The organism is Paenibacillus sp. Negev47, assembly GCF_058313655.1.
Window position 1 is genome coordinate 1,209,145 of the sequence record NZ_CM177754.1, and the last position, 24,974, is coordinate 1,234,118.

The following is a 24,974-nucleotide window of genomic DNA, read 5'->3' on the forward strand; positions in this document are numbered from 1 at the left end:
AGCTTGAGGATATTGACGAATGGAATGAACTCACTGCGCCAATAGAGTTTATTTCAATATTTAATGCTTAGTAAAGAATGATATTGATATTTTAAGATACAAAGCATATATAGGTAAATGTGGTGCAACATTATCTAACTCAAAAGCACCTAATGACGTTGAATTAAGAGTATATACCGATAAAGAGTGGGATGATATTATAAATTTAGGGAACGCAATTGACCCAGTAACAATACCATTTCCTCGATATGACGTATGGAGATGTTTAAATTGTGAGAGAATTTATGTTTTTGATGAGGATACTGTAATAAAGACATATTTGTTGGAGAGCAACGATTAGAATAGTGGGAATTCCTCTGTACTGAATAACATATACACCTTAAACGACCATCTGCTCAAAGCAGGTGGTCGTTTAACTAAAGTAACCTATGCAGACGGAAAAACCGTCCAAAAGCGTTACGATGAGTTGGGCCGTTTGCTCGTCCAGACTGATCCCTTGGGACAAGTCACGAAATATACGTATGATGCGAATGGTAATGTGACGAAGGCGCTGGATCGCAAAGGGCAGGAACGCACCTACGTATACAACAGCCGCAACTTCCTGCTGGAAAACCGGGCCAGTGACGGCACGATCTCATACACCTATGATGCTATGGGCCGGAGAACCGTTATGGGCGACGCTACCGGGAGCACCCAATATGCCTATACACCCGTTGGTGAACCGGAGAGCATCACGTATCCAGACGGAGCCACATTAACGCTGGGCTACGATGCCCGAGGAACACTTACTCGTCAGACCTTCCAGCAAGGCAGTTACGCGCTCAATCTGGGTATGTCGTACAAGGGAGCTTCTGTACTTCCAGCATCGCTGAACTTAACCAATGGGAGTGGAACGACGCTCGGCAGCTTCGCCTACACCTATCGGGGCAACAACAGTCTGGCTGAGCAAAGTGCCGGGTCTGGCTGGAAAGAGACCTACACGTACAACGGACTGAACCTGTCCGGGCTCACCCATACGTTCCAGGGAACAAACGGCCCGAGCTACAGCTATGCCTATGATAACAATCGAAATATTACGAGCAAAACAGATCAGGGAATCGCTTCCCAATACACCTATGACAAGCTAAATCGAATTAAAACGTCCAGCCCGTATCAGGAGACGTATACGTACGATGTGCGGGATAATCGGAGTAGTCTGGAAAGTGACCGGGAGTGGAACCCGCCTGTGCCAGCTTCTTACTCCTACGATGCTCGCAATCAACTAACAGGTGCTACGGTTAACGAACAGAATGTGAGCTACCGTTACAATGGGGACGGTCTAATGACCGAGAGAAGAACAGGAGGTCAGACGACTCGTTACTACTATGATGATCGTGGACTACTGGTGGCCGAAGGCACGGTAAGTAGCACGGGAGCAGTGCAGATCACGGTAGGTTACGTCTACGATGCCACCGGCAAACTGACCGCCCGGCAGATCGCTGGAGAAAATCAGCTCCAGTCCTATGTGACGAACGGACATGGGGATGTAACGGAAATCCGGGATGCATCAGGCAACGTATTGAACCGATACACGTATGACATCTGGGGCAACCCGGAAACAACAGAGGAGACCGTTCCGAACGTTCTGCGTTATGCCGGAGAGTACTGGGATGAAGTGACAGGGCTTCAGTATCTGAGAACACGTTGGTATGATCCGTCCACGGCACGGTTTATTAGTCAAGATACGTACGAGGGTGAACTGGCAAACCCGCTGAGCCTGAACCTGTACACGTATGTGGAAAATAACCCATTGAAGATCCTAGCGGAGAAGCCAAAAGAGGTGAAATGAACGCCTTAGAGGGATTAGGGCAAGGCAGTGGAAGTGCCAGTGGCAGTGCCGGTATGGGCAGATCGTCTGGTGGAGGCTTTGGCGGAGGTGGCGGTGGAGTAAAGGATGGAAGCTCTGGTAGTAAGCCGCCTACTTCCACAAGTAACGCAGGATGGTTGTCAGGAAAAAATGGAGTTGTAAACTGGAAAAGTAAGCCAAACCTTGGTCATACCTTCGATACTCATGGTGCAGGTAAAAAGAATCTAGAATCACTAAAGGGAAGAGCTAGAACAGTAAATGAGTCCGGAAAGATGTCAGAACAAGGCCAATGGCTCGATAATGAAAAGGCTGCAAAGTTCTTGAATTCATATGGCAAAGTCGATAAACCCACGATAGTAGATATACCAGAGGGTTTAGGTCAAATAATAAAACCTTCTTGGGATATAGTCTCAGCTAAAAGAGCTGTTATAATTCCCAATTTGAAAATAGGCACAATAAGAACGGCTTACCCAGTAAGTGATGCATTTGTACTAAAATGATTTTTGTTCAAATAATAACTAGTTGATAGATAAGAAGGAGGATTTAAATTGTTCAAGATGTATTTAGAGAATACAATCGATATTAAGAAAGTTGAGATTAATGATTTAAAATACGATGATGAGTTAGATAATCAAACTAGTGTTATCTTTGATATATGTAGTTGTTTTCAAAAAACTAATAGTGTAAATTTTGTAGTTGAAGGTTTTGGGAGCGGGAGGTGGCCTGTTGACTGTGAGTTTGATCTCCCTTCTATTATTGAAGAAATACCTGGAATTATAGAAAAATTTAACGAAAAAGATTATAACCATACTTTAGGGTTTTATGAGCAAGGTGTAATGAGAGAATTAATTATCAGGGAGACAGAGGATGGAAAGTTAATGTTAGAATGCAAAAGTTTAATAGAGGGATGGTCACCTTTGCCATCGAATATTGTAATAGAAAAGCTGAGTTGTATGCGAATATTTGAAGAAATGTATAAGAAGTTTATATCTCTCGGTGAAATTGTATGCCCAGAGTTATTGAGAGAGAAGATTTTTATAGATTGGATAAATAATTATAATATTTCGTATATATTAAAATAGTTTACTTTTTTAGAAACCCTGATTGTTAAACGACAGTCAGGGTTTCCTTTTTATGTTTTTAGCGATCTATACTTATGGATTAAATTTTAATTTGCTTAATTATAGAAAAAAATGTTTAATTCATAAATTATTGGAACTATGTGGGGAAATCCACGAGTGATGGAAGAGCAGACACCGAATGTGCTCCGCTATGCAGGAGAATATTGGGACGAGGAAACCGGGCTGCAATATCTACGATCCCGCTGGTATGACCCGAATCTGGAACGTTTTATCAACGAAGATATCTATGAAGGGGATAAAGCAGAACGGAACAGCCTGAACCTGTACACGTATGTGGAAAATAACCCATTGATCTACACCGATCCTAGCGGAGAAGCCAAACGAGGAGAGAAGAAGGCCTTGGAGGGCTTGGCTCAGGAAGCGGTAGCGCCAGTGGTGGTGCCGGTATGGGCAGATCCTCTGGCGGAGGCGGTGGAGTAAAGGGTGGAAGCTCTGGTAGTAAGCCGTCGACTAAAGGGACGGGTAAAGCTAATGTTCCAAGTACAAATACTAAAGTTAATGCAACCCCGGAAGTTAAAGCAACAACAACTATTAAATCTAGTGATGTTACAAAACGTTGGGAAGAATACCTTGGGAAGAACACCACGAATATTAACCCCAGAACTGGAAAAGTTGACTTTGACAGAATTTTTTCCGCAGATGGTACACGAAGTGTTCGATTTAGTGAGCATGAAATGACTAGTTCGGGGACGCCGAAGTATCATTATCATGAGGAAACATGGACTTATAATTCTGTCAATGACATAATGACAGTAACTAATATCTGCAACGGATTAGATGATTGGAGGAATTTCAGAATTGAAAATCAGAGTGGAAAAAGTTGATTTTAACGGAATTAACCAAAAGATTAACTTTTCAACAGAATACGGGCGTGCTGTGGCTAGTTGGGATGGAGATTTGCCAGAAGAAGGCAAGGAGTACTTTGTTGAAATAGAGATTAGCGAGTCATTGACACTTGGACGTAACTTGAAGATATGTGAAGAAGATAAGTTCGCTATTGGAATGGAGCAGGGCTCAATATTTTTAATTGGTTCTCTAGGGTCAATTGAAGAAGATGGTTATGCAGAATTAAGGATTGGAGAATCCATCGTCTCCTTAGTGCTTGCAGGGTCAGTTCCTACTAAAGGTACTTTTGTAAAGGTTGTACCAGATAAGCTCACCTTGTTCGATGCAAATTATTAATTAACAATTACTGGGATAGACCTTGATTGGCTTCGTGCCTTTCAAGGTTTTCTTCTTTGGTGTAGGCTACCCAGTGACAAATGAACTCATCATACAACCAAAACACAAATAACTCTTGTAATACCCGTATGAAGATTTCACCATTTTGATTGTAAGCACATTAATGCTTTAAGTTTATACCTTAAGAGGGTACAACCGCCAGACGGCAATGAGCTTGGACTCTCGTACAGACAGCCCCCTTGGGGCAACTCACGACCTATACGTATGATGCGAATGACAATGTGACGAAAGTGCTGGATCGCAAAGGGCAGGAACGCACCTACGTATACAACAGCCGCAACTTCCTGCTGGAAAACCGGGCCAGTGACGGCACGATCTCATACACCTATGATGCTATGGGCCGGAGAACCAGTATGGGCGATCCTACTGGGAGCACCCAATATGCCTATACACCCGTTGGTGAGCTGGAGAGCATCACCTACCCGGATGGGGCTACATTAACATTTGTTTACGACGCAAGAGGGGCACGTACTCGTCAGACCTTCCAGAAAGGAAGTTACACGCTCAATCTGGGCATGACGTACAAGGGAGCCTCCGCACTTCCTGCATCCCTGAGCTTGACCAATGGTAGCGGAACGACCCTAGATAGCTTCAGTTATACGTATCGCGGCAACAACAGTCTGGCCCAACAAAGTGCCGGGTCTGGCTGGAAAGAGACCTACACGTACAACGGACTGAATCTGACCGGGCTCTCCCATACGTTCCAGGGAACAAACGGCCCGAGCTACAGCTATGCCTATGATAACAACCGAAATATCACGAGCAAAACAGATCAGGGAATCGCTTCCCAATACACTTACGACAAGCTAAATCGAATTAAAACGTCCAGCCCGTATCAGGAGACGTATACCTACGATGTGCGAGATAACCGGAGCGGTCTGGAAAGTGACCGGGAGTGGAACCCGCCTGTGCCAGCTTCTTACACTTACGATGCTCGCAATCAACTAACAATTGCTGCGGTTAACGAGCAGAATGTGAGCTACCGTTACAATGGAGACGGTCTAATGACCGAACGAAGTACGGGAGGTCAAACAACTCGTTACTACTACGATGACCGTGGACTACTGGTGGCCGAAGGCACGGTAAGTAGCACGGGAGCAGTGCAGATCACGGTAGGTTACGTCTACGATGCCACCGGCAAACTGACCGCCCGGCAGATCGCTGGAGAAAATCAGCTCCAGTCCTATGTGACCAATGGTCACGGGGATGTAACGGAAATCCGGGATGCATCAGGCAACGTATTGAACCAATACACCTATGACATCTGGGGTAACGCGGAAACAACAGAGGAGACCGTCCCGAATGTCTTGCGTTATGCCGGAGAGTATTGGGATGAGGTCACGGGACTACAGTATTTAAGAGCTCGCTGGTATGACCCGTCCACGGCCCGTTTCATTAATGAAGATACGTATGAGGGACAACTCACGAATCCATTGAGTTTGAATTTATATACGTATGTGGAAAATAATCCATTGATCTATGTAGACTCCAGCGGAGAGTCCAAAAGACCGGCAAAGAACTCTTTAGAGGGATTGGGGGCAGGGAGTGGAAGTGCCAGTGCTGGCGCAGGTAGATCATCTGGAGGAAGTTTTGGTGGGGGCGGAAGTAAAGGTGGATCCTCTGGTAGTAAGCCGTCTACTTCGAGTAATGGTCAGTCTTCTGCTAAGGGGACGGGAAATGGTGGTCAGTCTACGAAACCTACTAATAATGGTCTAGTCAAAGATACTGGTAGTATTTCTAAGAACACTGCAAACCTGAGAAAATGGGCGCAAGCAAAAGGTTGGGTACAACAAAATACTTCAGGAGGCGTCGAACAATGGGGAATAAAAGGTAAGGATGGAGTATTTAGTTGGAGGCTGAAAATTAAATCTGAAGCAAGTACAAGAGAAGGCTTACAAGCAGGAAGTAATCAACCTCGTTTTGATGCAAGATTAGATGATAAGGGATCATATATCAATCCTTTTACTGGTGAAATGGGTGGTCGAAGCATAGGTACACATATTCCCCTTGGGAGCTGATAAGTATGAATAAAAAGATTCTAATGGAAATCTTGTTAGATCCTAAAACAAGTGATGCAGAGAAAGATGATGCAGTAATTGATTTGGGAATTAATTTTCAAGATGATGAGACAATTGATTTTCTAATTAATGTTTCAAACGATAATTGCTATGATGAAATGGTAGTGGCAAGTTGTGGTGAGTCTTTAGCACACATTTGGATTAAGAACGAACAAATTAATTATAAAAAATTATTAGAGCTAAAAGGTGTTGCATTAGCTGAAGCAATCTCATTAATTCAAGCACAACGTCCTGATTGGTATAGAATTTATTTAGATATGGATCAAATTTAGGTATGTGAAGCCCTGAAGGTTCACCTTTAGGGCTTTTTTGAACGTAGTCAATTTATTTGTGTTTTTTATATATCTTTTACTATTGAGAGTAGAGAAACTAAAGTAATTTGTAAGCGCTGATGTTTGTGATACCACGCTAATAAACGTTGTACATAAGGTGTTAAAATAGCTCTAGCTGCTTCGGTCCTTCTTCCTTCTCCGGTTCAGTACGGTCAGGAAAAGGCTTTACTGGCTGGTCCAGCAGTTCCATCATCATCTGGGCATTCGCCGCTGCATCGCCACCGGAGTTGTTGTTGAAAATAACATAGACATCCTTGCTCTGCTCCTGCAATTGCTCCAGATACCCTTTCCACTCCAACAGCTCTTCCTTGTTGTAACGATACAAATAACGGGTCTCGCGCCAATTGGGCGCACCATTCTGATGCCAGCCGGACACGTTGCGCCCATGCATGCGAACCAGCGTCATCTCCGAATCCGTGGCCTGCGGCACGATGGGAATGGAACCTGGACCCGCCTGGGGTTCGTCACAGACACTGTGAATCCAGCCTTGTTCCTTCATAAACGCAAGCGTCCGCTCGCGCATGCCATCTTCATACCAGCTGCGATGGCGGAATTCGAGGGCGCATGGAATACCCTCCATTCTAAGCTTCACTTCTCGAAGCTCTTTCACGTTATCCTTATTACACTCAAACCAAGGTGGATATTGAAACAAGGCTGTCTGCATCTTGCCAGCTTCAATGACGGGTTCCAGTGATTCTCGAAAAGCCTTATACATCTCCGACGTGCTCGTGAAGTAGGGTTTGCCTCGCAGATGTCCGGTCATTCCCTGATAGGCTTTGATGATAAAAGCAAAGGATTCGGGCGTCTCTGCAGCCCACCGTGCCATTCGATCCCGCGGTTGAACGGCGTAGAAGGAACTATCCACCTCCACAGTGGAGAAGTATTGACCGTATAGGCTGAGCTTGTCTTTGGCTTTGGTACGGTTCGGATAGAGATCTTCCTGATCCCCCCATCCGGTAAGTCCGATGCGAATCATAAGAACACCTCCTGTTGCTTATAGTTAACCGATTCGCAGGGGTATGCGCATGTTAAACATTATATCGTGTACATTTTTGGTCTTCAATGCGGCTGATTTACTGGAATTTTTTGAGTTTGCAGAATAAAGACGTTACAATAACTTAAAGCTTAGGGGAAATGATCAGGCCTGTACAACAGCGTACTATAGACAGAGGGCCAGTGACCATGTGGAGGGCGAGAATTAATGGAATGGTATGAAAAGAGTTTTGGAGAAGATTATCTGCTCGTATACAAGCACCGGGATGTACAGGGTGCCTATCAGGAAGTACATAAAATGATCAAGTGGTTGAAGCTTGAGCCGAGCTCTGAAGTATTGGATCTATGCTGCGGTATGGGACGGCACTCATTGGCACTTGCGGACGCAGGATTGCGAGTGACCGGGGTCGATCTTTCCGATGTGCTTTTGCGTGAAGCCCGCCTAATGGATGACGAACATCGAGTAACGTGGTGCCATGCAGACATGCGTGAACTCCCCCTGAAAGGCGGCTTCGATGCCGTAGTCAATCTGTTCACATCGTTTGGTTATTTCCTTGAGGACGGAGAACAACTGAAAGTATTACGCGCCATTCACCGTATGCTTCGGCCGGGTGGCAGCTATATTATTGATTTTATGAATACGGCTTATGTGACTCGTCATCTGGTTCCGCACTCGGTTCGAGAGGATGAAGGGCAGCGGATTGAGGAGTTCCGCAAGATTCATGATGGATTTGTGCAAAAGGAAATACGCATTACGGATACCGCATCCGGACATGAACCGCGGGTATATCAGGAACGTGTGAAGCTGTATACCCGGGAGCAACTGAGTGAGCTGTTAAGTGAAGCTGGACTTCAGGTAGATCAGGTCCATGGCGGCTATGATGAAGAGAAATATGACGAGCAGGATTCTCCGCGTATGATTTTTGTGGGTCATCGTCCTGTGGAGTGAACAGACGTCTGGAAGGGGAAAACGTATGAAGCGAACAGAAGAGATGTCCATGACAGAGGGCATACATCGGGTCAAGATTACCATGTCTTTTCCTCTGCGATGGGTGAACAGTTATGTGTTGTCTGAACCGGATGGAACGGTCACTATCATAGATCCGGGACCACGTAATTCGGAGACGGAACAGGAGTGGCATGAAGCGCTGGCAGATCTCGGCCGGACCTTTAGCGATATTCATCAAATTGTGCTGACCCACCATCACCCGGATCATCTTGGGTTGTCGGGATGGATACAACAGATGACGGGTGCACCCGTTCGAATGTCCACACGCTCCCGCCAAGAGGCCGATTATATGTGGGGATCTGACTCACGCATTAATACAATCTTACCTGATTTTTATGGTCGTCACGGTATGCCCGAAGACAAGACAGAGCAGATACATGAACATATGAAGGCATTTACTTCGCAGATCACACCACTTCCGAATGTGACTCCCATTGAAGACGGTGAGTGGCTCGATATGGGCGGGAAACGTTGGGTTGCTGTGGAGACGGGTGGACATGCCCCAGGCCATTTATCCTTTTATTCACCGGAGTCGATGGAGATTCTGTGCGGAGATGCAGTATTGCCACAGATTTCACCGAATATCAGTCTGCAACCGGGCAGTGACCCTCAGCCTTTATTTTCTTATATGGAAGGATTGCATCGTCTCGGAGCTCTGAATGTCAAGCAGGCGTACCCGGGACATCGAAATCCTTTTGCCCAGTTCAGCGAACGAACAGCTCACTTGCTTGCTCATCACGAAGAGCGCCTTCAGAAGTTGACGGAGCGAATTCAGGAGTCACCGGCCAATGCGTATGATATCTGTGAATACATGTTTGGTAATCGGCTCGGTACCCATCAACTGCGGTTTGCCATGAGCGAGACGATGGCCCATTTGCAGGAGTTGATTCGACGGGGGATGGCGAGACAAGAGCAGCAACCGGATGGCACGTTCTATTTTCGAATCTAACGAAATAATGATATTAATATGAAATGATAATACGCTCCTATATAAAGGCTTTGTACAGGCAATTCACCTGTTCAGGGTCTTTTTTTGTTTGAAACGACTCCCGTGAAATAAAGCTTTAGCCTCTCTTAACCGTTCATTCATCTATTTTTAAGCCAGCGCGCCTAAGATACACCTATGAACTTCGCTAGGGCGTGTCTTAGAACTCCGAAGGAAGCAGATTTTGCCGAGTTTTCGTTCCAAGCAAGGAAGTTTTTCGCAGGCGTGCCGGGGCACGGCAAGGGAAAGTGACGCGGCAGGGGGCGAAAAGACGGTAAAAGATGCACTTCAGCGAGTTTTGAGACACACCCTAAAGAAAGCAGGGAAGAGCGATGACCAGAAGAAAACGGAATCAATGGAGAAAATGGCAAGCTTCAGCGGCAGCAACGTTGACCGTGGCTGCACTCTTTCAATATGTAAGAACCTCGGATGCCTTTGATGTGGCCTATGCAGCAGCGAATGGCACAGATACAAGCGTTACTGCTTCAAGCCAAGTGAATACACGTGATGATGTGATGGATGAATGGATCAGCAGTACAACGGACAGCAACAACTGGAACACGCAGGGCAATGACAATAACGATAATCAAGATAATGGAACATCCGATAGCTCACAAGCCGCTGTGCTGAATCAGAGCATGAGTAACAAGGGAAGTTATTCAGATGCTCAGCGTTTTGGGCAAAATAACCAGGATACAGACTCCGGATACAGCAGTGGCAACTATCAGTCACGCACAGGTGCATCATGAGCCGCACGGAGCAAGTCGCTCGTCCGCTCAAATTTCAATTCCGTGCAATGAACACGGATGTTGAAGTACAATTGTCCGCTGGGCGGGAAGAAGCCGAACATGCAGCAACCTTGGTAAAGAATTGGTTTGAGACACAGGAGCAACGATTCAGCCGATTTGTGGCAGAGAGTGAATTGAATTGTCTGAATAATTCTACCGGATGGATGCCTGTCTCGGCTGCGATGGATGAAGTTTTGAGTCTGGCGTACGGTTATATTGGCCTGACCGAAGGGATTTTTCAACCGGGCATCTCGCAGGCTCTTCAGGCTTCGGGATACGATCTGTCCTTCGAGAAGGTGCAACAACGACAACAGCAACGTCCATTGTTTGAACGCATATTGCGAACGAGGACACCTGCATCATCAGGTATGGAAGATCGATGTGATCACAGTCGTCCGAGCTGGATTCAGCGGGAAGGTAGCCGGATGGTTCACCTGGACCCCGGAGCTGAACTGGACCTGGGAGGCATTGTTAAGGGCTGGGCAGTGGAACGCATTGCAGACTGGTTGCAGCGAACATTGCATATTCCGGCGGGTTTGATTAACGCGAGTGGAGATATTCAAGTATGGGGTACACCAGACCATCCCCAGTGGACCTTGGAAGTAGCAGATCCTTTGGAGGATCAGGGGAATGTGTCAGGTACGGTTCGCTTACAGCGAGGAGCTGTTGCCACTTCAGGTATTTCCCGCAGACAATGGCAGAATACGGACGGAAACCTTGCACATCACCTCATTGACCCCCGGACGATGGAGCCGGCGGATACGGACGTATTGCAGTGTACCGTTATGGGACAGCATGCTTCGCAATGCGAGATCATTGCCAAGACGGTCTGCATTTTGGGGAGTGCCGAGGCGGTAGGTTGGTTAAACCGACATTATGATCGGCATGACGTCCTGTGGATGACACGGGATGGGATTACTTATTTTAGAGGAAATACGGATACGCTCGCTGAGCACTGGCCCGGTTTTGATCCGGATCATCGCTTCAGTCTGATCTAAATCAGGACAAGTCTAACAGATGTGGGGGAGCCGGTTATGGCGCAATGGATTGTAGATTACCTGCCGACGTGGAATATCATTCGAATTAGTGGGATTGCTGCTTATGTGCTGCTCTTTGCTGGTGTGTTTCTGGGCATTGCTCAAGGGATGCCTATGGCTAAAGGCAAACCGAAAGCAGTTATGTTCAAATGGCATACCCGAACGACCTGGCTCGCCTTCGGATTTGGACTCGTACATGCGTTAACGTTATATATTGACCACTATAGCCCGTTTACCTGGGGAGAACTTCTAATTCCTTTTACCGCCTCCGTGCATCCGATCGGCAGTGGTCTGGGAACGTTAGCCTTCTATGGATTAGTGATCGTTCTGTTATCCAGTGACCTGAGGAACAAGCTGGGCCGCAAATGGTGGTTCATGTTCCACATGCTGTCCTACCCGGTGTTCATTGGTCTGCTGGTTCATGGCATGGTGACGGGAACAGATTCTGGCAATATCATCATGCGGATGATGTATGTATTCACTGGACTCAGCATCCTCGGCATCACTGTGCTGCGTGGCATGTTGCGAGAGCGCAAAGGCCCGGAAATCACGATTGGACCAAAATGGACACCATCTGAGACAGCTGCCGAAAAGAAGTGGGTTGAAGGTTATGGTTTGGCGGGAACGGTACGACCTAAACATCTGAAATAATAACGTGTAAATCATCAAAAAAGTATCGTACACATGCAAAAGAAGCGGCCATCAGGCCGCTTTTTTCATGAAAAGTTATTTCATCGAACAGTTATTTCACCAAGCATCCACACACATGTCCAATGTCCCACACGACTTCAGCTATGGAACGAGTTAAGTGTTATACAACATCATCGCTTACAGGTTTTTCTCCAAGTGCTTCTTCAAGCTCAGACTGTTTGCGATGGGCGATCCGACTGCTCGCTGCCGAGGCAATCGCGCCGACAATATCGTCGAGGAACGTGTGGATAGGACCCAGGTTCTTGTCATTCAGTCGTCCAAGCACCCCTGGCTTCAGCTTGTCCACATATCCGTAATTCGTGAATCCAATGCTGCCATATACATTGACGATGGAGAATGCCAAGATCTCATCCACGCCATAGAGTCCTTCATCGTTCTCAATCATTTCCTGCAAAGGAGATAACAGTTGACCCTGTTCTGCCAGGATATCGAGCTGAATACCGGTCAGAACAGCGTTCTGTACCTCGCGTTTGCGGAGAACCTTCTCCACATTATCGATACATTCTTCCATTGTAAGATCAGGGTAGTACTTTTTCTGCAACAACATGACCAGTTCAGCGATTTCAGGGACCTCGACGCCCCGTTTATGCAGCCATTCTCTTGTTGCCTCCTCGACTTTACGACTATTTAGGCTGTAGGGAATTTTTTCTTGCTCAGGATGTTCCATGGGTGATTCCTCCTCTGATGTTAGCAATGTCCTTACTCTTGCTTCCTAATACGTTATTAACCTGTTTACGTTTCTTTAAGATTATAGAATTTATACGTTTTCAGCGAAGCTGAACAATTCGATTATCGCAAGAAAAATTCCAGCTAAACGCGGTCTGTCTTCTGTGAAAGTGCGTCGATAGATGTTTTTCTTATGATCTTTTAGTTATTTTTTGGACAAAGGCTCGTATACATGGTAGTACAAACTGTAAAAATGATGAGGGGGAACGTGATCATGAGAAAGACCCATTCTTTGCGTACGGTATCGGCAGCAGCGCTGCTGAGCATTCCTATGGTATTGTCAGGCTGTGGCATGTTTGGAGCACAGTCTTCCGAAGCTGTTGACCCACCGCCGCCCATCCAGGAAGCAGCCATGATTCAGGCAGCCGAAGGGAATGGTGCACTCGCAACGCTCCCATTAACGACGGTATATCTGCAAGACCAGCAGGGGCTGCTCGCTCCGGTATCCCTGACACTTCCTTCCGGAACCGATGCCAGCAGTCCGAAGACAGCACTGGATACACTTGTCACAGGCGGGGCCTATGCGGGCATGTTGCCTGAAGGATTTCAGGGCGTTCTCCCACAGGGAACGGTTGTTCAGAATGTAACGATTCACGCGGATGACAAGCTGGCGGTCGTGGAGTTCTCGGGTAATTTTGCCAAGTATGATGCGAAGGAAGAACGGAAAATGCTAGAAGCTGTCACGTGGACATTAACGGGAACACCTGATGTGGAGAATGTGCAGATCTGGGTGGATGGTAAAAAGTTAACGCAAATGCCGGTGAACAGCACGCCGTTGCCTGAATCGCTGAATCGGGCTGTGGGAATCAATTTGGATCTGGGCGATGCGTTTGTGACCAATAGCAGTCCGGTAACGGTCTATTTCTCCGCTGCTTCGCCAGCAGGCATCCAATATTATGTTCCGGTTACACGCCTGGTTACCCCTGGTGAAGATCGGGTACAGGCGGCTTTAAATGAGCTGATCAAGGGACCTGACAAAGGCGGGGAATTGGAAGAGGTCATGACAGGTGGAACAGAGCTGCAATCGGTCAAAACGGGCGAGGATGGCACGGTAACGGTTGCGCTGAAAGACGATATGTTTGCTGAAGGGGATATCGTGCCAAGCGAGCTATTACAGTCCGTCGTATTAACTACTGCAGAGAATACAGCCAGCAAGGATGCCAAAGTGCAGATCGAATGGAACGGCCAAAAAACGGTCATGGGTGACGACAACAGGGATTACAGTGCGCCGGTTTCCAAGCCTGAATATATCAACGAAATTCCGATTTAATGAGCAAGGAATGCTTAAGGATGCTTTTAACCGAACTCTTTGGTAAAATATAAGGGATTAGTAAAAGTGTGAACAAGCTCAACATTACAGGATGCTTAAGTCGTAGGAGGCAGAAAAAATGAGATCAAACGGACGAACCAGCGAACAGCTGCGCCCGCTGAATTTAACAGTAAACACGAATAAATACGCCGAGGGCTCTGTACTGATTGAAGTTGGAGATACAAAGGTTATCTGTACAGCTACAGTAGAAGAACGTGTTCCTCCCTTTATGAAAGGGCAGGGTAAAGGCTGGGTAACAGCTGAATATTCCATGTTGCCACGTGCAACACATACCCGGAATCAACGTGAAGCCAATCGCGGCAAATTAACTGGACGCACCATGGAAATCCAGCGTCTGATTGGTCGGGCACTGCGCTCGGTAGTGAATCTGCAGGCTCTTGGTGAGCGTACCATTACCTTGGACTGTGATGTCATTCAAGCCGACGGAGGCACACGCACAACGTCCATAACCGGTGCGTTTGTTGCACTGGCGCTTGCCGTGAACAAGATTTCCCAACAGCACAAACTGCAAGTATTCCCGATTACGGATTTCATTGCAGCGGTAAGCGTGGGTGTTGTGGGTGAACAGCCTGTACTGGATCTGAACTATGATGAAGATTCCAAAGCCAAGGTGGACATGAACCTGGTGATGACAGGTGGCGGTAAATACGTCGAGTTGCAGGGAACAGGCGAGGAAGCACCATTTGATCGCCGTGAGCTGAACGCAATGTTGGAACTGGGCGAGCAGGGAATTCTGGAAATGATCGAGCGTCAAAAAGAAGTACTCGGACCGATTGCGATCAAGATCGGCGCACGTGGATTAGGGGAAGCCTAAGATGAGCTTGGACAGCCCAATCCTCATTGTCGCAACCCGCAATGCGGGTAAAGTCCGTGAATTCGCTCATGCTTTCGCACCACTGGGCAAAGAGGTCAAGAGCATGTTTGACTATCCAGAGCTGCCGGATGTAGTAGAAGATGGCGTAACTTTTGCGGAGAATGCCTGGAAGAAAGCCAAGGCGGTTGGTGATGCGCTTGGATTGCCCGTTCTGGCAGATGACTCAGGACTTTGCGTAGATCTGTTGGACGGGGAGCCGGGAGTGTATTCAGCGAGATATGCAGGCGAAGGAGCAACGGATGCACAGAATAATGCGAAGTTGCTGGAGACGCTGGAATCATTGAAATCCGGTGAGGACACCGAGCAGCCACTATTGAGTCCCGCTCGTTTCGTCTGTGCGCTGGTACTGTACGATCCGACAACAGGTGATAAGTATGAAGCAGAAGGCGCTGCGGAAGGCTGGATCACAGCTGAAGCTGCAGGTGCTGGTGGTTTTGGATATGACCCGCTCTTCTATGTCCCTGAATACGAGATGACAATGGCAGAGTTGACGCTGGAGCAAAAGCAGGCGATTAGCCACCGTGGTCATGCGCTGAGAGCGCTCGTATCCAGACTTGAAGGTTGAGACTAAACGGAACATCTTGATTTAACTTCATGATATGTGAACATCAAAGCGTTAATGGAAGGACAGAAGCATTCCGATGGGATGGTTCACCCGCCATTAACGCTTTTTGTATGAAATGAAGTATTTGATCGGGTTTGGCGAGGTCCATCCATATACCTAAATGAAGATGGCTATTTCTGCGACTATATAGTAGAACGTATGTTCTTATACCTATATGAGAAATGGTTTACATTGCACGATTGGGAATCTACTTGGGACTGGAGTTGGAAGAAGTTGCAAGCCTTGTGTGGTATGGGTTAACATCTAAATTAACGAATCATATATGAACCTTAGACGGAGGGATTTGCTCATGCAAGAAGTGAAGCTGGTTGTATCCTACGATGATTATGAGGACGGCATTCGTATGGAGAAATTAATTAAGGAACTGGCAGCTAAACCAGAGGCCAGCTCACTGGAAAGTCTGATCATCGGAGATTGGGGACAGGCTTATGAAAACTCGCCTGACGGGTTCATGGGTACACTCATTGAGGAGTCGGCTCCAAGCTTTCCGTCATTGAAAAAACTGTTCATTGGAGATATGGGATTCGAGGAATGTGAAGTATCGTGGATTATTCAGACGAATCTCACCCCGCTGTTGGGTGCTTTTCCAGAATTAAAATCATTCTCTGTAATGGGGAGTAGCGGCCTTAGTCTGGAACCGCTTCAGCATGCCAAGCTCGAAGAACTGATTATTATTTGTGGTGGTCTGCCGAAAGATGTGTTATCTTCAATCACCCATGCCAAGTTGCCTGAATTGCGTAAACTGGAATTATATCTGGGCGTCGATAATTATGGTTTCGATGGTTCACTTGAAGATGTGCTTCCCCTTCTGGAACAAGGATTATTTCCAAAGCTGGTTTACTTGGGGCTGAAAGACAGTGAAATTCAGGATGAGATTGCGAAAGCAGCAGCTGAAGCGCCTATTCTGGATCAACTTGAAGTACTCGATTTGTCACAGGGCACATTGTCTGATGAAGGGGCTGAGGCCCTGCTTGCCAGTGACAGGATCAAGAAACTGAAACACCTCGATCTAAGTTACCACTACATGACCAATGAAATGATCAGTCGCTGGAACAGCTCTGGCATATCCGTAGATGTCAGTGACCAGCAACAGAGCGATGAGGATGACTGGCGCTACCCGTCGTTAACGGAATAGTTGATGTCAGGCGTAACGGAAATGAAGGAAAGCCTGCATCAACCCATAGATGTGCGCGATTCAACGGAAGATCAGCCCTTATTGTTGATTGGAAACCCAAATAATCGCCGAACCCAAGGGTTGCAAGAGGCCCGAAATAGATTGGGTTTGAAACCTGCGGTTGTACTGCCATATGCTCAATTGCTTCAGAACTGGAGACACGGCGGAACGATCGCTGATACAGTGCATTCCAACCTGCCTGTACCCCTGATTCGGATTGATGCTCCTGGTGAGGATTGGGAAGTAGAGCGTGAATTGCTATTCCTTGGCGCTATGAACAATACGCCACTCTTATTGGATGGAAGGGGTGCAGAAGCCTTCTCCGCAGAACAGGTACTTGGACTGGAACAGGAGTGGGGAAGAATCTACGCTCCTGCCCAGTGGTTCCGTGGCTGGAAAGCATGTCTGGATCGAATGGGCCGTGAGGCTCGTGAAATATGGCCTGAAGTCCGATTTATGAATGATCCTGGTGACATCCAACTGATGTTTGACAAGAGAGCATGTCAGCAGCATCTATCTTCTCATGGGGTTCAGGTACCGCCTACGCTCCAGTCTTCACAGCCGATCCGAAGTTACACCGACTTGCGTACAGCTATGCAATATGCCGGTATGAACCGTGTATTTGTAAAGCTCGCAAGTGGCTCCGGAGCTTCAGGCGTTGTGGCGTACCAAGTTAACCCGCGTACGGGTGACGAAATCGCTGTAACGACGATGGGAATGGAACAGGCACAAGGCAAGACGATTTTCTTCAATGAGGGACGTATACGCAAGTATACCCGCAGTGAAGAGATTGCTACGTTGATGAACTGGCTATGTGCAGAAGGTGCACAGGTTGAACGGTGGATGCCCAAGGCCACGCTTGATCAACGCGCCTATGATATTCGTCAACTGGTTGCAGGCGGACAGGCAGGTCATGCGATTATGCGGCTGAGCCGTACGCCGATTACCAATCTTCATCTGCGCAATGAGCGTATGCTGCCTGCTGAAGCAGGTCTGGATGAACAGCGGATGTCGCTAGTCCGGGCGGAAGCGCAAGCAGCCATGTCTGCATTTCCCAACTCGTGGTCAGCGGGGATTGATGTACTGCTTACTAGTGGCGCGAACCCACTTGCTTATGTGCTGGATGTGAATCCATTCGGAGATTTACTGTACAGAGTCCAACATCATGGACTTGGAACCTACGAATGGGAAATGGAACTTTTACGAAAGGAGCCTATTCAACATGACTGATATGAACACCATTGTGGGCTCCCATGATCTGTTAATGATTACCTTGGATACTTTGCGATATGACGTAGCCAAGCTTGAAGAGGAGAATTGTCCTAATCTGTGTGGTTCGGGTCCATGGGAGAAGCGTCATACCCCGGGCAGTTTTACATATGCGGCGCATCATGCTTTTTTTGGTGGTTTTATGCCCACTCCTGCCAATACGGACAAGGCATCTCACATAAGGCTGTTTCATTCCCGGAATACCGGACTCAAGACACATCCGCACACCTGGCTGTTTGATACACCGGATATCGTATCTGGATTCGCGGCTGAAGGTTACCGTACCATCTGTATTGGCGGTGTCATCTTTTTTACGAAAAAGAATCCGCTTGCGAAAGTATTACCCGGCTATTTCCAACAGAGCTACTGGCGAATGAACTTTGGGGTAACCAATCCCAAATCGACAGAGCATCAGGTACAGCATGCATTAAAGTTGCTTGAAAAGACCGCGCCGGATGAAAAGGTATTTATGTTTTTGAACGTGTCTGCTATTCATGGCCCCAATCGTTATTATGTAGAAGGAGCCAAGGAGGACTCGGTGGAGACTCAGCGTGCTGCACTTCAATATGTAGACGAGGCTCTTGGACCATTGTTCGAGGCGATGAGGAAACGTGACCGCCCTGCATTTTGCCTCGCTTTTTCCGATCATGGTACGGCTTACGGTGAAGATGGATATCAAGGGCACCGGCTTGCACATGATGTGGTCTGGACCGTACCTTATCGCGAATTTTTATTATAGAGACAGGAGGAAACCAATGGACAAACAATCACATCATACGACAACAGGCCATTCCACACCGTCTGGATCCAACATCGCTACAGGTCTCAGTGAAGTACTGGCATTCCCGTATCGTTCTTACTTATATTCATACCCGCACAAGACCGCATATCGGGAGCTTGACCCACCGCTGCCGCTGGGGCCACTATGGGAAAAAGAGAATACCGATACATATTTTTTATATATGCACATTCCCTTTTGCGCTGCTCGTTGCGGTTTCTGTAATCTGTTCACACTGCCGGATCGACGGGATGATACCCATGAACGCTATGTGGATGCGCTGGAACGTCAAGCGAAGCAGTGGGCACCCATTACATCTCGCAGACCGTATTCGAGGTTCGCGATTGGTGGGGGGACTCCTACATTATTGAATGAGGTTCAGTTGAATCGTTTGTTTGATATTGCCGAACATGTGATGGGAATGGACCCTGCTCATGCATCGATTTCGGTGGAAACGTCGCCGGATACGGTTACGGAAGCCAAGCTTGCCATTATGAAGGAACGAAGTGTGGATCGTGTCAGTATGGGGATTCAGAGTTTTATTGAAGCTGAAGCATCCGCCATCTATCGTCCGCAAAAACCGCAGGAGGTCGAACGAGCGCTTGAGAAGCTTAAGCGTTATGATTTCCCATTGTTGAATCTGGATCTGATCTATGGTCTGCCAGGGCAAACGGTTGAATCATGGATCTATTCACTGGAGAGAGTGTTAGCCTACGAGCCGGGTGAAATCTTCATCTATCCCTTGTATACACGGGAAAATACGATCGTGAAGCCTGATGATATTCGCCGTCAGGGACCTGATATTCGGATGGAGCTATACAAAGCTGCGCGTGAGACATTAAAAAGCAAAGGTTATGTGCAGTATTCGATGCGCAGATTTGCCAGGGAACAATCGTCCTCCAAAGCACTTCTGCCATACAGCTGTCAGGAGGAAGGCATGGTTGGTCTGGGATGCGGGGCACGTTCCTATACCAGTGAAGTACACTATGCTTCCAAGTATGGCGTGAGTTACAAGGCCACGCAAAGCATCATTGCCGATTATGTGGCTACTGAGCGCTACGATGTGGCGGACTATGGTATCGTGTTAAGCCGTGAGGAACAGAGACGGCGTTTCATTCTGAAAGCATTGCTGCATCGGGAGGGATTGACGTTGTCTGACTACCATGAGCGCTTCGGTACCGATGTGATGTCCGACTATGTCTGGTTGGCTGAACTGTTGACAGAGGGTATGGCCGAGCTGGAGAATGATGAGGGCAAGCAGGTACTGCGTCTGACTGAAGAGGGACTGGGTTACTCCGATGCGATTGGAGATTGGCTTATATCTGCCGAAATTCGTGAACAGATGGAAGGGTTTGTTTTCTCATGAGAGCGACTTTGTATTATCGGGGGAAGTTGTCTTCCTGTAATTACGACTGTCCATACTGCCCTTTTAGCAAAACGGTGGATTCCAAAGAGACGTTGGAAGTGGATGAACAACAATTGCGTCAATTTGTGAATTGGGTGAGGGAGCAGGAAGTTGAAGGGCATCAATTTTCGATTTTCTTCAATCCCTATGGTGAAGCTTTGGTACGGCGCTGGTATCGTGAAGCCATGGTTGAGCTGTCACATATGCCACATGTGGAAAAAGTTGCGATCCAAACCAACCTGTCCGTCAAGCTGGATTGGGCGAGGGAGTTAGATGCGAATAAAGCAGCCTTTTGGGCGACGTATCATCCTCGTGAGACAAAAGAAGCTTCTTTTGTAAAACAATGTCTGACCTTGCGTCAGATGGGGCTTGCTTTTAGTGTTGGTACAGTGGGAATCCGCAGTGCATTCCCCGCCATCGAATCCATGAGACAGGCTTTACCGGATGATGTGTACATGTGGGTTAATGCATTTAAAGATCGTCCGAAGTATTATACGCCGGAAGAGATTCAGTTTTTACGTGGACTTGATCCGCTTTTTGAAGGCAATCTGCAGGACTATGAGAGCTTGGGCAAACGATGTGCTGCCGGTTCGGAAGTGTTTTATGTACAAGGTTCAGGGCATGTGAAGAGGTGTTACAAGGATCGCCGGATCATTGGGCATCTGTATCGTGATGGTTTGCAGGCTTTGTCCGCGGATCGGCCATGTCGCATGAAAAAGTGTGGCTGTTACATTGGTTATATCCATATGGAGGATTCTCCGTTCAGGGATACGTTTGGCAGTGGGCTGCTTGAACGAAATCCGGTATTCATTAAGCAATAAGCACGGCAAGGGAGAACGAAATAAACATTAAAGTAGGTTCACTAAAAGTGTAACGATGGACGGGTTTCAATGTCCATTTCAGCACATATGAATTGATTTGTGTATAACAATAAGATGTCCGTCCGGTGAGCAACAGTTATGCTGTTCACCGGACGTCTTTTTTTTGTGAATGGAAATCAGAAGGCAATTCTATCGAATAGCGACTTTATACGTTCTCAACCAGGTATTGATCTGAGTCAGATATGCAAATAACTGCGGACCTGACATTAACTGTCCGAACCAGGGGAGATTGGAAGCTGCATCGGGCGAAGATGCAAGATTACGGATCTGAGCTTTATCGATCAAAGGCAAAATAGGAGATGTGGGATCATCCAGGATATCAAGTACCTGTTGTTTGACCGCAGCCAGGTATTGTGGATTATGTGTTTTCGGGTATGGACTCTTTTTGCGGTATAACACATCGTCAGGCAGGACACCTTCGAGTGCTTTACGCAGAATGCCTTTTTCCCTTCCACCCGTTATTTTCATTTCCCATGGGATGTTAAACACGTATTGGATCAGACGATGGTCACAGTAAGGTACACGTACTTCCAATCCTGCCCCCATACTCATCCGGTCTTTGCGATCCAGAAGAGTAGGCATGAAACGTGTGATATTCAGGTAAGACATCACCCGCATTTGTGCAGCTTTGCCCGTTTCCCCATCCAAAAGAGGTACTTCAGCCACGGCATCAGAATAGCGGTCTGCCAGATAGTCTAGTGGCCGAATCCATTCCCGAATGTCCGGGGATAATAAGGCTGCTCTCATATCAGGCGCTACAGACCACGGAAACGTACCGGAGTTCAGCATATCTTCCCGATGGAACCAAGGGTAGCCGCCAAACACTTCGTCCGCCGCTTCGCCTGAAATGGCAACCGTGGCTCCTTTTTTGATTTCCTTACAGAATAGATAGAGCGAGGAGTCCACATCCGCCATGCCGGGCAGATCCCGCACAAGCATGGCCTGTGTCAGTGCATGAACCAGTTCTCCGTTCTCGATCTCAATCCAATGATGATCGGTCTTGAGTTCATCTACCATTCGCTTAATCCACGGTCCATCTGCTCCCGGCTGGAAGGAATGGGCCTGGAAATGCTTGGCGTTATCCACATAATCGACAGAATACGTACGGACTTGGCCTTGCCCCGTCCGGTTGTAATAATCCACGGCTAATGCAGACAAGGCACTGGAGTCCAGTCCTCCTGATAAAAGCGAGCAGACAGGGACGTCTGATGCCAACTGGCGCTCCAGTGTATCTTGCAAGAGGGTTCGCACTTCGGCGGCCGTCTCTTCCAGGTTATGTTCGTGATTGTGGCTTTCCAGTTTCCAGTAGGCATAGGTACGAATTCCGTTTCGGTTGTAGATTAGCGCATGCGCAGGCTTGAGTTCGCTCAGTGAAGAATACACACCGTGTCCAGGTGTCCGGGCAGGTCCTACAATGAAGACTTCGGCTAATCCTTCTGGGCCAACAGCAGCTTCCACATCCGGGTGAATGAGCAGTGCTTTGGGCTCCGAGCCGAATACGAGGGTGTCTTTTGCATTACTGTAGAACAGAGGTTTCACGCCAAGGCGATCCCGTGCGATAAAAACCTGTTCACGTCCACCATCCCAGATGGCAAAAGCGAAAATACCGTTAAACCGGTCAACGCATGCCGGTCCCCACTCGATATAAGAGGCGAGCAACACTTCCGTATCACATTGCGTACGGAACTGATGCCCCCGCTGGAGCAATTCCTTTTTCAACTCGGGTGCATTGTATAGTTCTCCGTTATACACGACGGTATAGGAGGTATCTCCTTGTAACGCATGCATGGGCTGTGCCCCGTTCTCGGGGTCCATCACACTAAGACGCCGATGTCCAAAGGCACAAGGATTGGAGATCCATGTACCTGAAGCGTCGGGCCCCCGGTTCGACAAGCTGTCCGTCATCCGGACCAGCAGCTCTGATTCCTGGGTCAAATCCCGATTCCACTGTATGAAGCCGGTAATACCGCACATGGTTGTTCATCCTTTCTTGGTCGAGTCATTCATCCGTATGGCTGTTTGAGGCAATGACAGCCAGCAAATGTTGTCTTTTTCGTCAGAAGTCGTAACAAATATATGCCGAAAGCAGGCATAAAATGTCTGTCCTCTTCGGAAACTAGTTCTAGGGACAACGGCCTCAACATGCCTGTGAAGGAGAGAACATGCAATGGACAGTATGAAGTATTATGTGTCTGTCATGGGCCGCTCCGTTATTCCGGATCCGTCTGTAACATCGTATGAATGGATCATTCAGGCAACACCACAGGAAGCGGAGCAATTACTGGGACTGCTCAATCTCATGCAGGAAAAGGAGGAAGAGTCCTTTCCTGGCATGGTATTCCCATGGCCGGATACACCGGAGGAGTCTGTAAATCGGGCGTATGAAACGGTATTACAACAGGTGTATCGGGAGATTTATCGATTGGGTACACCAGAGACGCGATACCAGATTGAACAAAGTACATGATAAGCACAAAGGAAAAGGAGCGCGATACGAATGTATGCCATTCAAGATGCGAAAATACGCAGATTAACTGAGGTAGATGGATTGTCCTGTGCAGAGGTTGAAGTGCAGCCTGCAAATGCTGGAGACCCGTCATTACTTGTATACGTGGCCTCCACTCAGCCCGGAAATTCGCTGGAAGTTGTTCGAATTGTACGTAATCACTCCGATTCGGCGATCGACTGGTATAACAATAATATGCATACCGCATTTGAAGAGGCGACGGAAACAGCCTTTGAGAACAGTGAGGGCATTACTGCCGAAGAAGATAAAGCTCGGTTTCAAAGTGAACTGTTTGCCTTTGGTTTGCTTGGTCCAACACTTCAGCGCTATCTGATTGGGCAGGCTTAACAGGGAAGACTCCGGCAACACATGTAGTGATTCCGGATAGGAATTGGACGATGGACTGTTCAGCGTACACATTGACCTTCCTAATGCACCTGTAACTAGCAAACCCCGCCGTTGTTGAACGGCGGGGTTTGTTATGCGAGGTCAGATCCAGGTGGAGAGGTAATCAAGCATACTCACGAAGCACTTGAATCCCTTTGACCACGTTGTATACAAAGCTTAACCCGTAGATCACAAAGAATAGAATGACAAACCCGACGGCAGAACCCAGGCTATGCGCTGTCACGAAGAAATAAAATAGCGGAATGGCAGCGAGAAACGGGAATACATGTGAGAATAAGGCGCGTTTGGCATGTCCCTCAATGTAAGCATCCTTGGCAACAATCCATATAATGATCGGAAACAGGAACGGGGCAAAGAAAATGCTGAAATAGGATAGGGCTGATAAAAGTTGTCTCATGACGATTCTCTCCTTCAATGGAACATTGAAATGTATGTATGCAAAAGATTACCCAGCAATCCTGACATTGAAAATGTCTTAAGTAAATCCTAATCAAGTAGTACCCATCTCCTCAATATAGCCCGGTTCAAGCTATCATATTCCGAATGGTACTGGAGTATGAAAAATAACACAGAAAAGTACATTTATAAGTGTGATTATTAATTTTTTTATAAAACTATTGAAAAATATAGAAAACAGAGTATAATAAGAACCGCGCCGAAAATTTATTATACATATTTGTCTCAGTAGCTCAGCTGGATAGAGCAACGCCCTTCTAAGGCGTCGGTCGGGGGTTCGAATCCCTCCTGGGACGTAAAAAGAAAACTTCCTTCTGGGAAGTTTTTTTGCGTTCAGGGGAAGAGAACCCCAACGGTTCGTCGGAGTATTAACTTCGGT

Annotated in this window: 28 protein-coding genes and 1 tRNA gene; 25 read left to right on the plus strand and 4 right to left on the minus strand. The window is 47.3% G+C overall.

The window, feature by feature from the left end; translation table 11 throughout:
• Positions 1-109: 109 nt before the first annotated feature.
• From AC4G47_RS05610 to AC4G47_RS05650, 9 genes are all read left to right on the plus strand, one after another.
• Complete coding sequence (locus tag AC4G47_RS05610; protein ID WP_491106651.1) at positions 110-340, plus strand: DUF8617 domain-containing protein; 231 nt, start codon at positions 110-112, stop codon at positions 338-340.
• 135 nt (positions 341-475) lie between these two features.
• A complete protein-coding gene (locus AC4G47_RS05615) occupies positions 476-1,828 on the plus strand; it encodes an RHS repeat domain-containing protein (protein WP_491105188.1) in 1,353 nt (450 codons plus the stop codon).
• The gene (locus AC4G47_RS05620; protein ID WP_491105189.1) at positions 1,825-2,346 is read left to right on the plus strand and encodes a hypothetical protein; all 522 of its coding nucleotides are present in this window, start codon (positions 1,825-1,827) and stop codon (positions 2,344-2,346) included. The genes AC4G47_RS05615 and AC4G47_RS05620 overlap by 4 nt, the downstream gene beginning before the upstream one ends.
• Before the next feature lie 48 nt (positions 2,347-2,394).
• A complete protein-coding gene (locus AC4G47_RS05625) occupies positions 2,395-2,928 on the plus strand; it encodes a hypothetical protein (RefSeq protein WP_491105190.1) in 534 nt (177 codons plus the stop codon).
• A gap of 138 nt (positions 2,929-3,066) precedes the next feature.
• The gene (locus AC4G47_RS05630) at positions 3,067-3,408 is read left to right on the plus strand and encodes an RHS repeat-associated core domain-containing protein (RefSeq protein ID WP_491105192.1); all 342 of its coding nucleotides are present in this window, start codon (positions 3,067-3,069) and stop codon (positions 3,406-3,408) included.
• Positions 3,375-3,812 (plus strand): hypothetical protein, encoded by a 438-nt coding sequence (locus AC4G47_RS05635; RefSeq protein WP_491105194.1) that lies wholly within the window; start codon positions 3,375-3,377, stop codon positions 3,810-3,812. The genes AC4G47_RS05630 and AC4G47_RS05635 overlap by 34 nt, the downstream gene beginning before the upstream one ends.
• Entirely contained in the window at positions 3,787-4,170 is a 384-nt protein-coding gene (locus AC4G47_RS05640; protein WP_491105195.1) for a hypothetical protein, read from the plus strand. Before AC4G47_RS05635 ends, AC4G47_RS05640 begins: the two co-directional genes overlap by 26 nt.
• A gap of 239 nt (positions 4,171-4,409) precedes the next feature.
• On the plus strand, positions 4,410-6,248 hold the full coding sequence (locus AC4G47_RS05645; RefSeq protein ID WP_491105196.1) for an RHS repeat-associated core domain-containing protein: 1,839 nt from the start codon (positions 4,410-4,412) through the stop codon (positions 6,246-6,248).
• 5 nt (positions 6,249-6,253) lie between these two features.
• The gene (locus tag AC4G47_RS05650; RefSeq protein WP_491105198.1) at positions 6,254-6,580 is read left to right on the plus strand and encodes a hypothetical protein; all 327 of its coding nucleotides are present in this window, start codon (positions 6,254-6,256) and stop codon (positions 6,578-6,580) included.
• Positions 6,581-6,740: 160 nt separating this feature from the next.
• Here AC4G47_RS05650 and AC4G47_RS05655 read toward each other — a convergent pair whose 3' ends face one another.
• Positions 6,741-7,616, minus strand: coding sequence for a DUF72 domain-containing protein (locus AC4G47_RS05655; RefSeq protein WP_491105200.1), 876 nt, complete (start codon positions 7,614-7,616; stop codon positions 6,741-6,743).
• A 225-nt stretch (positions 7,617-7,841) separates the two neighbouring features.
• Here AC4G47_RS05655 and AC4G47_RS05660 point away from each other — a divergent pair, with 225 nt between their 5' ends.
• From AC4G47_RS05660 to AC4G47_RS05680, 5 genes are all read left to right on the plus strand, one after another.
• Positions 7,842-8,582 carry a class I SAM-dependent methyltransferase gene (locus tag AC4G47_RS05660; RefSeq protein WP_491105201.1) on the plus strand — a complete coding sequence of 247 codons (741 nt, stop codon included), beginning with the start codon at positions 7,842-7,844 and terminating at the stop codon, positions 8,580-8,582.
• Between the two features lie 25 nt (positions 8,583-8,607).
• Positions 8,608-9,591, plus strand: a complete 984-nt coding sequence (locus tag AC4G47_RS05665) for an MBL fold metallo-hydrolase (RefSeq protein WP_491105203.1) — start codon at positions 8,608-8,610, stop codon at positions 9,589-9,591.
• 368 nt (positions 9,592-9,959) lie between these two features.
• Complete coding sequence (locus AC4G47_RS05670; RefSeq protein WP_491105204.1) at positions 9,960-10,376, plus strand: hypothetical protein; 417 nt, start codon at positions 9,960-9,962, stop codon at positions 10,374-10,376.
• Positions 10,373-11,413: an FAD:protein FMN transferase gene (locus AC4G47_RS05675; protein ID WP_491105206.1), complete on the plus strand. Its 1,041-nt coding sequence runs from the start codon at positions 10,373-10,375 to the stop codon at positions 11,411-11,413. Before AC4G47_RS05670 ends, AC4G47_RS05675 begins: the two co-directional genes overlap by 4 nt.
• A gap of 36 nt (positions 11,414-11,449) precedes the next feature.
• Positions 11,450-12,103: a ferric reductase-like transmembrane domain-containing protein gene (locus tag AC4G47_RS05680; protein ID WP_491105208.1), complete on the plus strand. Its 654-nt coding sequence runs from the start codon at positions 11,450-11,452 to the stop codon at positions 12,101-12,103.
• 160 nt (positions 12,104-12,263) lie between these two features.
• On the opposite strand, the gene AC4G47_RS05685 is transcribed toward AC4G47_RS05680, so the two are convergent.
• Positions 12,264-12,830, minus strand: coding sequence for a phosphatidylglycerophosphatase A family protein (locus AC4G47_RS05685; protein ID WP_458123868.1), 567 nt, complete (start codon positions 12,828-12,830; stop codon positions 12,264-12,266).
• Positions 12,831-13,103: 273 nt separating this feature from the next.
• Here AC4G47_RS05685 and AC4G47_RS05690 point away from each other — a divergent pair, with 273 nt between their 5' ends.
• From AC4G47_RS05690 to AC4G47_RS05725, 8 genes are all read left to right on the plus strand, one after another.
• Positions 13,104-14,159, plus strand: coding sequence for a GerMN domain-containing protein (locus AC4G47_RS05690; RefSeq protein ID WP_491105209.1), 1,056 nt, complete (start codon positions 13,104-13,106; stop codon positions 14,157-14,159).
• Between the two features lie 118 nt (positions 14,160-14,277).
• Positions 14,278-15,033 carry a ribonuclease PH gene (gene rph / locus AC4G47_RS05695; protein ID WP_491105211.1) on the plus strand — a complete coding sequence of 252 codons (756 nt, stop codon included), beginning with the start codon at positions 14,278-14,280 and terminating at the stop codon, positions 15,031-15,033.
• Position 15,034: 1 nt separating this feature from the next.
• Positions 15,035-15,658 (plus strand): XTP/dITP diphosphatase, encoded by a 624-nt coding sequence (locus tag AC4G47_RS05700; RefSeq protein ID WP_491105213.1) that lies wholly within the window; start codon positions 15,035-15,037, stop codon positions 15,656-15,658.
• A gap of 349 nt (positions 15,659-16,007) precedes the next feature.
• The gene (locus AC4G47_RS05705; protein WP_491105214.1) at positions 16,008-16,853 is read left to right on the plus strand and encodes an STM4015 family protein; all 846 of its coding nucleotides are present in this window, start codon (positions 16,008-16,010) and stop codon (positions 16,851-16,853) included.
• A 21-nt stretch (positions 16,854-16,874) separates the two neighbouring features.
• A complete protein-coding gene (locus AC4G47_RS05710; RefSeq protein WP_491105216.1) occupies positions 16,875-18,122 on the plus strand; it encodes an STM4014 family protein in 1,248 nt (415 codons plus the stop codon).
• Positions 18,115-18,900: an STM4013/SEN3800 family hydrolase gene (locus AC4G47_RS05715; protein WP_491105217.1), complete on the plus strand. Its 786-nt coding sequence runs from the start codon at positions 18,115-18,117 to the stop codon at positions 18,898-18,900. The genes AC4G47_RS05710 and AC4G47_RS05715 overlap by 8 nt, the downstream gene beginning before the upstream one ends.
• A 16-nt stretch (positions 18,901-18,916) precedes the next feature.
• Positions 18,917-20,305 (plus strand): STM4012 family radical SAM protein, encoded by a 1,389-nt coding sequence (locus AC4G47_RS05720; protein ID WP_491105219.1) that lies wholly within the window; start codon positions 18,917-18,919, stop codon positions 20,303-20,305.
• The gene (locus AC4G47_RS05725; protein ID WP_491105220.1) at positions 20,302-21,165 is read left to right on the plus strand and encodes an STM4011 family radical SAM protein; all 864 of its coding nucleotides are present in this window, start codon (positions 20,302-20,304) and stop codon (positions 21,163-21,165) included. Before AC4G47_RS05720 ends, AC4G47_RS05725 begins: the two co-directional genes overlap by 4 nt.
• Before the next feature lie 189 nt (positions 21,166-21,354).
• Here AC4G47_RS05725 and asnB read toward each other — a convergent pair whose 3' ends face one another.
• On the minus strand, positions 21,355-23,199 hold the full coding sequence (asnB, locus tag AC4G47_RS05730) for an asparagine synthase (glutamine-hydrolyzing) (protein ID WP_458123860.1): 1,845 nt from the start codon (positions 23,197-23,199) through the stop codon (positions 21,355-21,357).
• 193 nt (positions 23,200-23,392) lie between these two features.
• Here asnB and AC4G47_RS05735 point away from each other — a divergent pair, with 193 nt between their 5' ends.
• Together AC4G47_RS05735 and AC4G47_RS05740 are read left to right on the plus strand one after the other, a co-directional pair.
• Positions 23,393-23,692 carry a hypothetical protein gene (locus tag AC4G47_RS05735; RefSeq protein ID WP_491105221.1) on the plus strand — a complete coding sequence of 100 codons (300 nt, stop codon included), beginning with the start codon at positions 23,393-23,395 and terminating at the stop codon, positions 23,690-23,692.
• Positions 23,693-23,722: 30 nt separating this feature from the next.
• Entirely contained in the window at positions 23,723-24,079 is a 357-nt protein-coding gene (locus AC4G47_RS05740; protein WP_491105223.1) for a hypothetical protein, read from the plus strand.
• 163 nt (positions 24,080-24,242) lie between these two features.
• On the opposite strand, the gene AC4G47_RS05745 is transcribed toward AC4G47_RS05740, so the two are convergent.
• Positions 24,243-24,536 (minus strand): magnetosome magnetite crystal formation protein family, encoded by a 294-nt coding sequence (locus AC4G47_RS05745; protein WP_062837822.1) that lies wholly within the window; start codon positions 24,534-24,536, stop codon positions 24,243-24,245.
• Between the two features lie 281 nt (positions 24,537-24,817).
• Here AC4G47_RS05745 and AC4G47_RS05750 point away from each other — a divergent pair.
• A tRNA-Arg gene (locus AC4G47_RS05750) sits at positions 24,818-24,891 on the plus strand.
• The last annotated feature ends 83 nt before the right edge of the window (positions 24,892-24,974 follow it).

What these genes read in the sequence shown, in the direction of transcription:
- AC4G47_RS05670 (WP_491105204.1), top strand. Translation starts at nt 9,960, where the DNA reads ATGACCAGAAGAAAACGGAATCAATGGAGAAAATGGCAAGCTTCAGCG.
- AC4G47_RS05740 (WP_491105223.1), top strand. Translation starts at nt 23,723, where the DNA reads ATGTATGCCATTCAAGATGCGAAAATACGCAGATTAACTGAGGTAGAT.
- AC4G47_RS05665 (WP_491105203.1), top strand. Translation starts at nt 8,608, where the DNA reads ATGAAGCGAACAGAAGAGATGTCCATGACAGAGGGCATACATCGGGTC.
- AC4G47_RS05745 (WP_062837822.1), bottom strand. Translation starts at nt 24,536, where the DNA reads ATGAGACAACTTTTATCAGCCCTATCCTATTTCAGCATTTTCTTTGCC.
- AC4G47_RS05725 (WP_491105220.1), top strand. Translation starts at nt 20,302, where the DNA reads ATGAGAGCGACTTTGTATTATCGGGGGAAGTTGTCTTCCTGTAATTAC.
- AC4G47_RS05660 (WP_491105201.1), top strand. Translation starts at nt 7,842, where the DNA reads ATGGAATGGTATGAAAAGAGTTTTGGAGAAGATTATCTGCTCGTATAC.
- AC4G47_RS05680 (WP_491105208.1), top strand. Translation starts at nt 11,450, where the DNA reads ATGGCGCAATGGATTGTAGATTACCTGCCGACGTGGAATATCATTCGA.
- rph (WP_491105211.1), top strand. Translation starts at nt 14,278, where the DNA reads ATGAGATCAAACGGACGAACCAGCGAACAGCTGCGCCCGCTGAATTTA.
- AC4G47_RS05620 (WP_491105189.1), top strand. Translation starts at nt 1,825, where the DNA reads ATGAACGCCTTAGAGGGATTAGGGCAAGGCAGTGGAAGTGCCAGTGGC.
- AC4G47_RS05710 (WP_491105216.1), top strand. Translation starts at nt 16,875, where the DNA reads ATGAAGGAAAGCCTGCATCAACCCATAGATGTGCGCGATTCAACGGAA.
- AC4G47_RS05675 (WP_491105206.1), top strand. Translation starts at nt 10,373, where the DNA reads ATGAGCCGCACGGAGCAAGTCGCTCGTCCGCTCAAATTTCAATTCCGT.
- AC4G47_RS05650 (WP_491105198.1), top strand. Translation starts at nt 6,254, where the DNA reads ATGAATAAAAAGATTCTAATGGAAATCTTGTTAGATCCTAAAACAAGT.
- AC4G47_RS05715 (WP_491105217.1), top strand. Translation starts at nt 18,115, where the DNA reads ATGACTGATATGAACACCATTGTGGGCTCCCATGATCTGTTAATGATT.
- AC4G47_RS05720 (WP_491105219.1), top strand. Translation starts at nt 18,917, where the DNA reads ATGGACAAACAATCACATCATACGACAACAGGCCATTCCACACCGTCT.
- AC4G47_RS05690 (WP_491105209.1), top strand. Translation starts at nt 13,104, where the DNA reads ATGAGAAAGACCCATTCTTTGCGTACGGTATCGGCAGCAGCGCTGCTG.
- AC4G47_RS05735 (WP_491105221.1), top strand. Translation starts at nt 23,393, where the DNA reads ATGGACAGTATGAAGTATTATGTGTCTGTCATGGGCCGCTCCGTTATT.
- AC4G47_RS05700 (WP_491105213.1), top strand. Translation starts at nt 15,035, where the DNA reads ATGAGCTTGGACAGCCCAATCCTCATTGTCGCAACCCGCAATGCGGGT.
- asnB (WP_458123860.1), bottom strand. Translation starts at nt 23,199, where the DNA reads ATGTGCGGTATTACCGGCTTCATACAGTGGAATCGGGATTTGACCCAG.
- AC4G47_RS05655 (WP_491105200.1), bottom strand. Translation starts at nt 7,616, where the DNA reads ATGATTCGCATCGGACTTACCGGATGGGGGGATCAGGAAGATCTCTAT.
- AC4G47_RS05705 (WP_491105214.1), top strand. Translation starts at nt 16,008, where the DNA reads ATGCAAGAAGTGAAGCTGGTTGTATCCTACGATGATTATGAGGACGGC.
- AC4G47_RS05685 (WP_458123868.1), bottom strand. Translation starts at nt 12,830, where the DNA reads ATGGAACATCCTGAGCAAGAAAAAATTCCCTACAGCCTAAATAGTCGT.
- AC4G47_RS05635 (WP_491105194.1), top strand. Translation starts at nt 3,375, where the DNA reads ATGGGCAGATCCTCTGGCGGAGGCGGTGGAGTAAAGGGTGGAAGCTCT.
- AC4G47_RS05630 (WP_491105192.1), top strand. Translation starts at nt 3,067, where the DNA reads ATGTGGGGAAATCCACGAGTGATGGAAGAGCAGACACCGAATGTGCTC.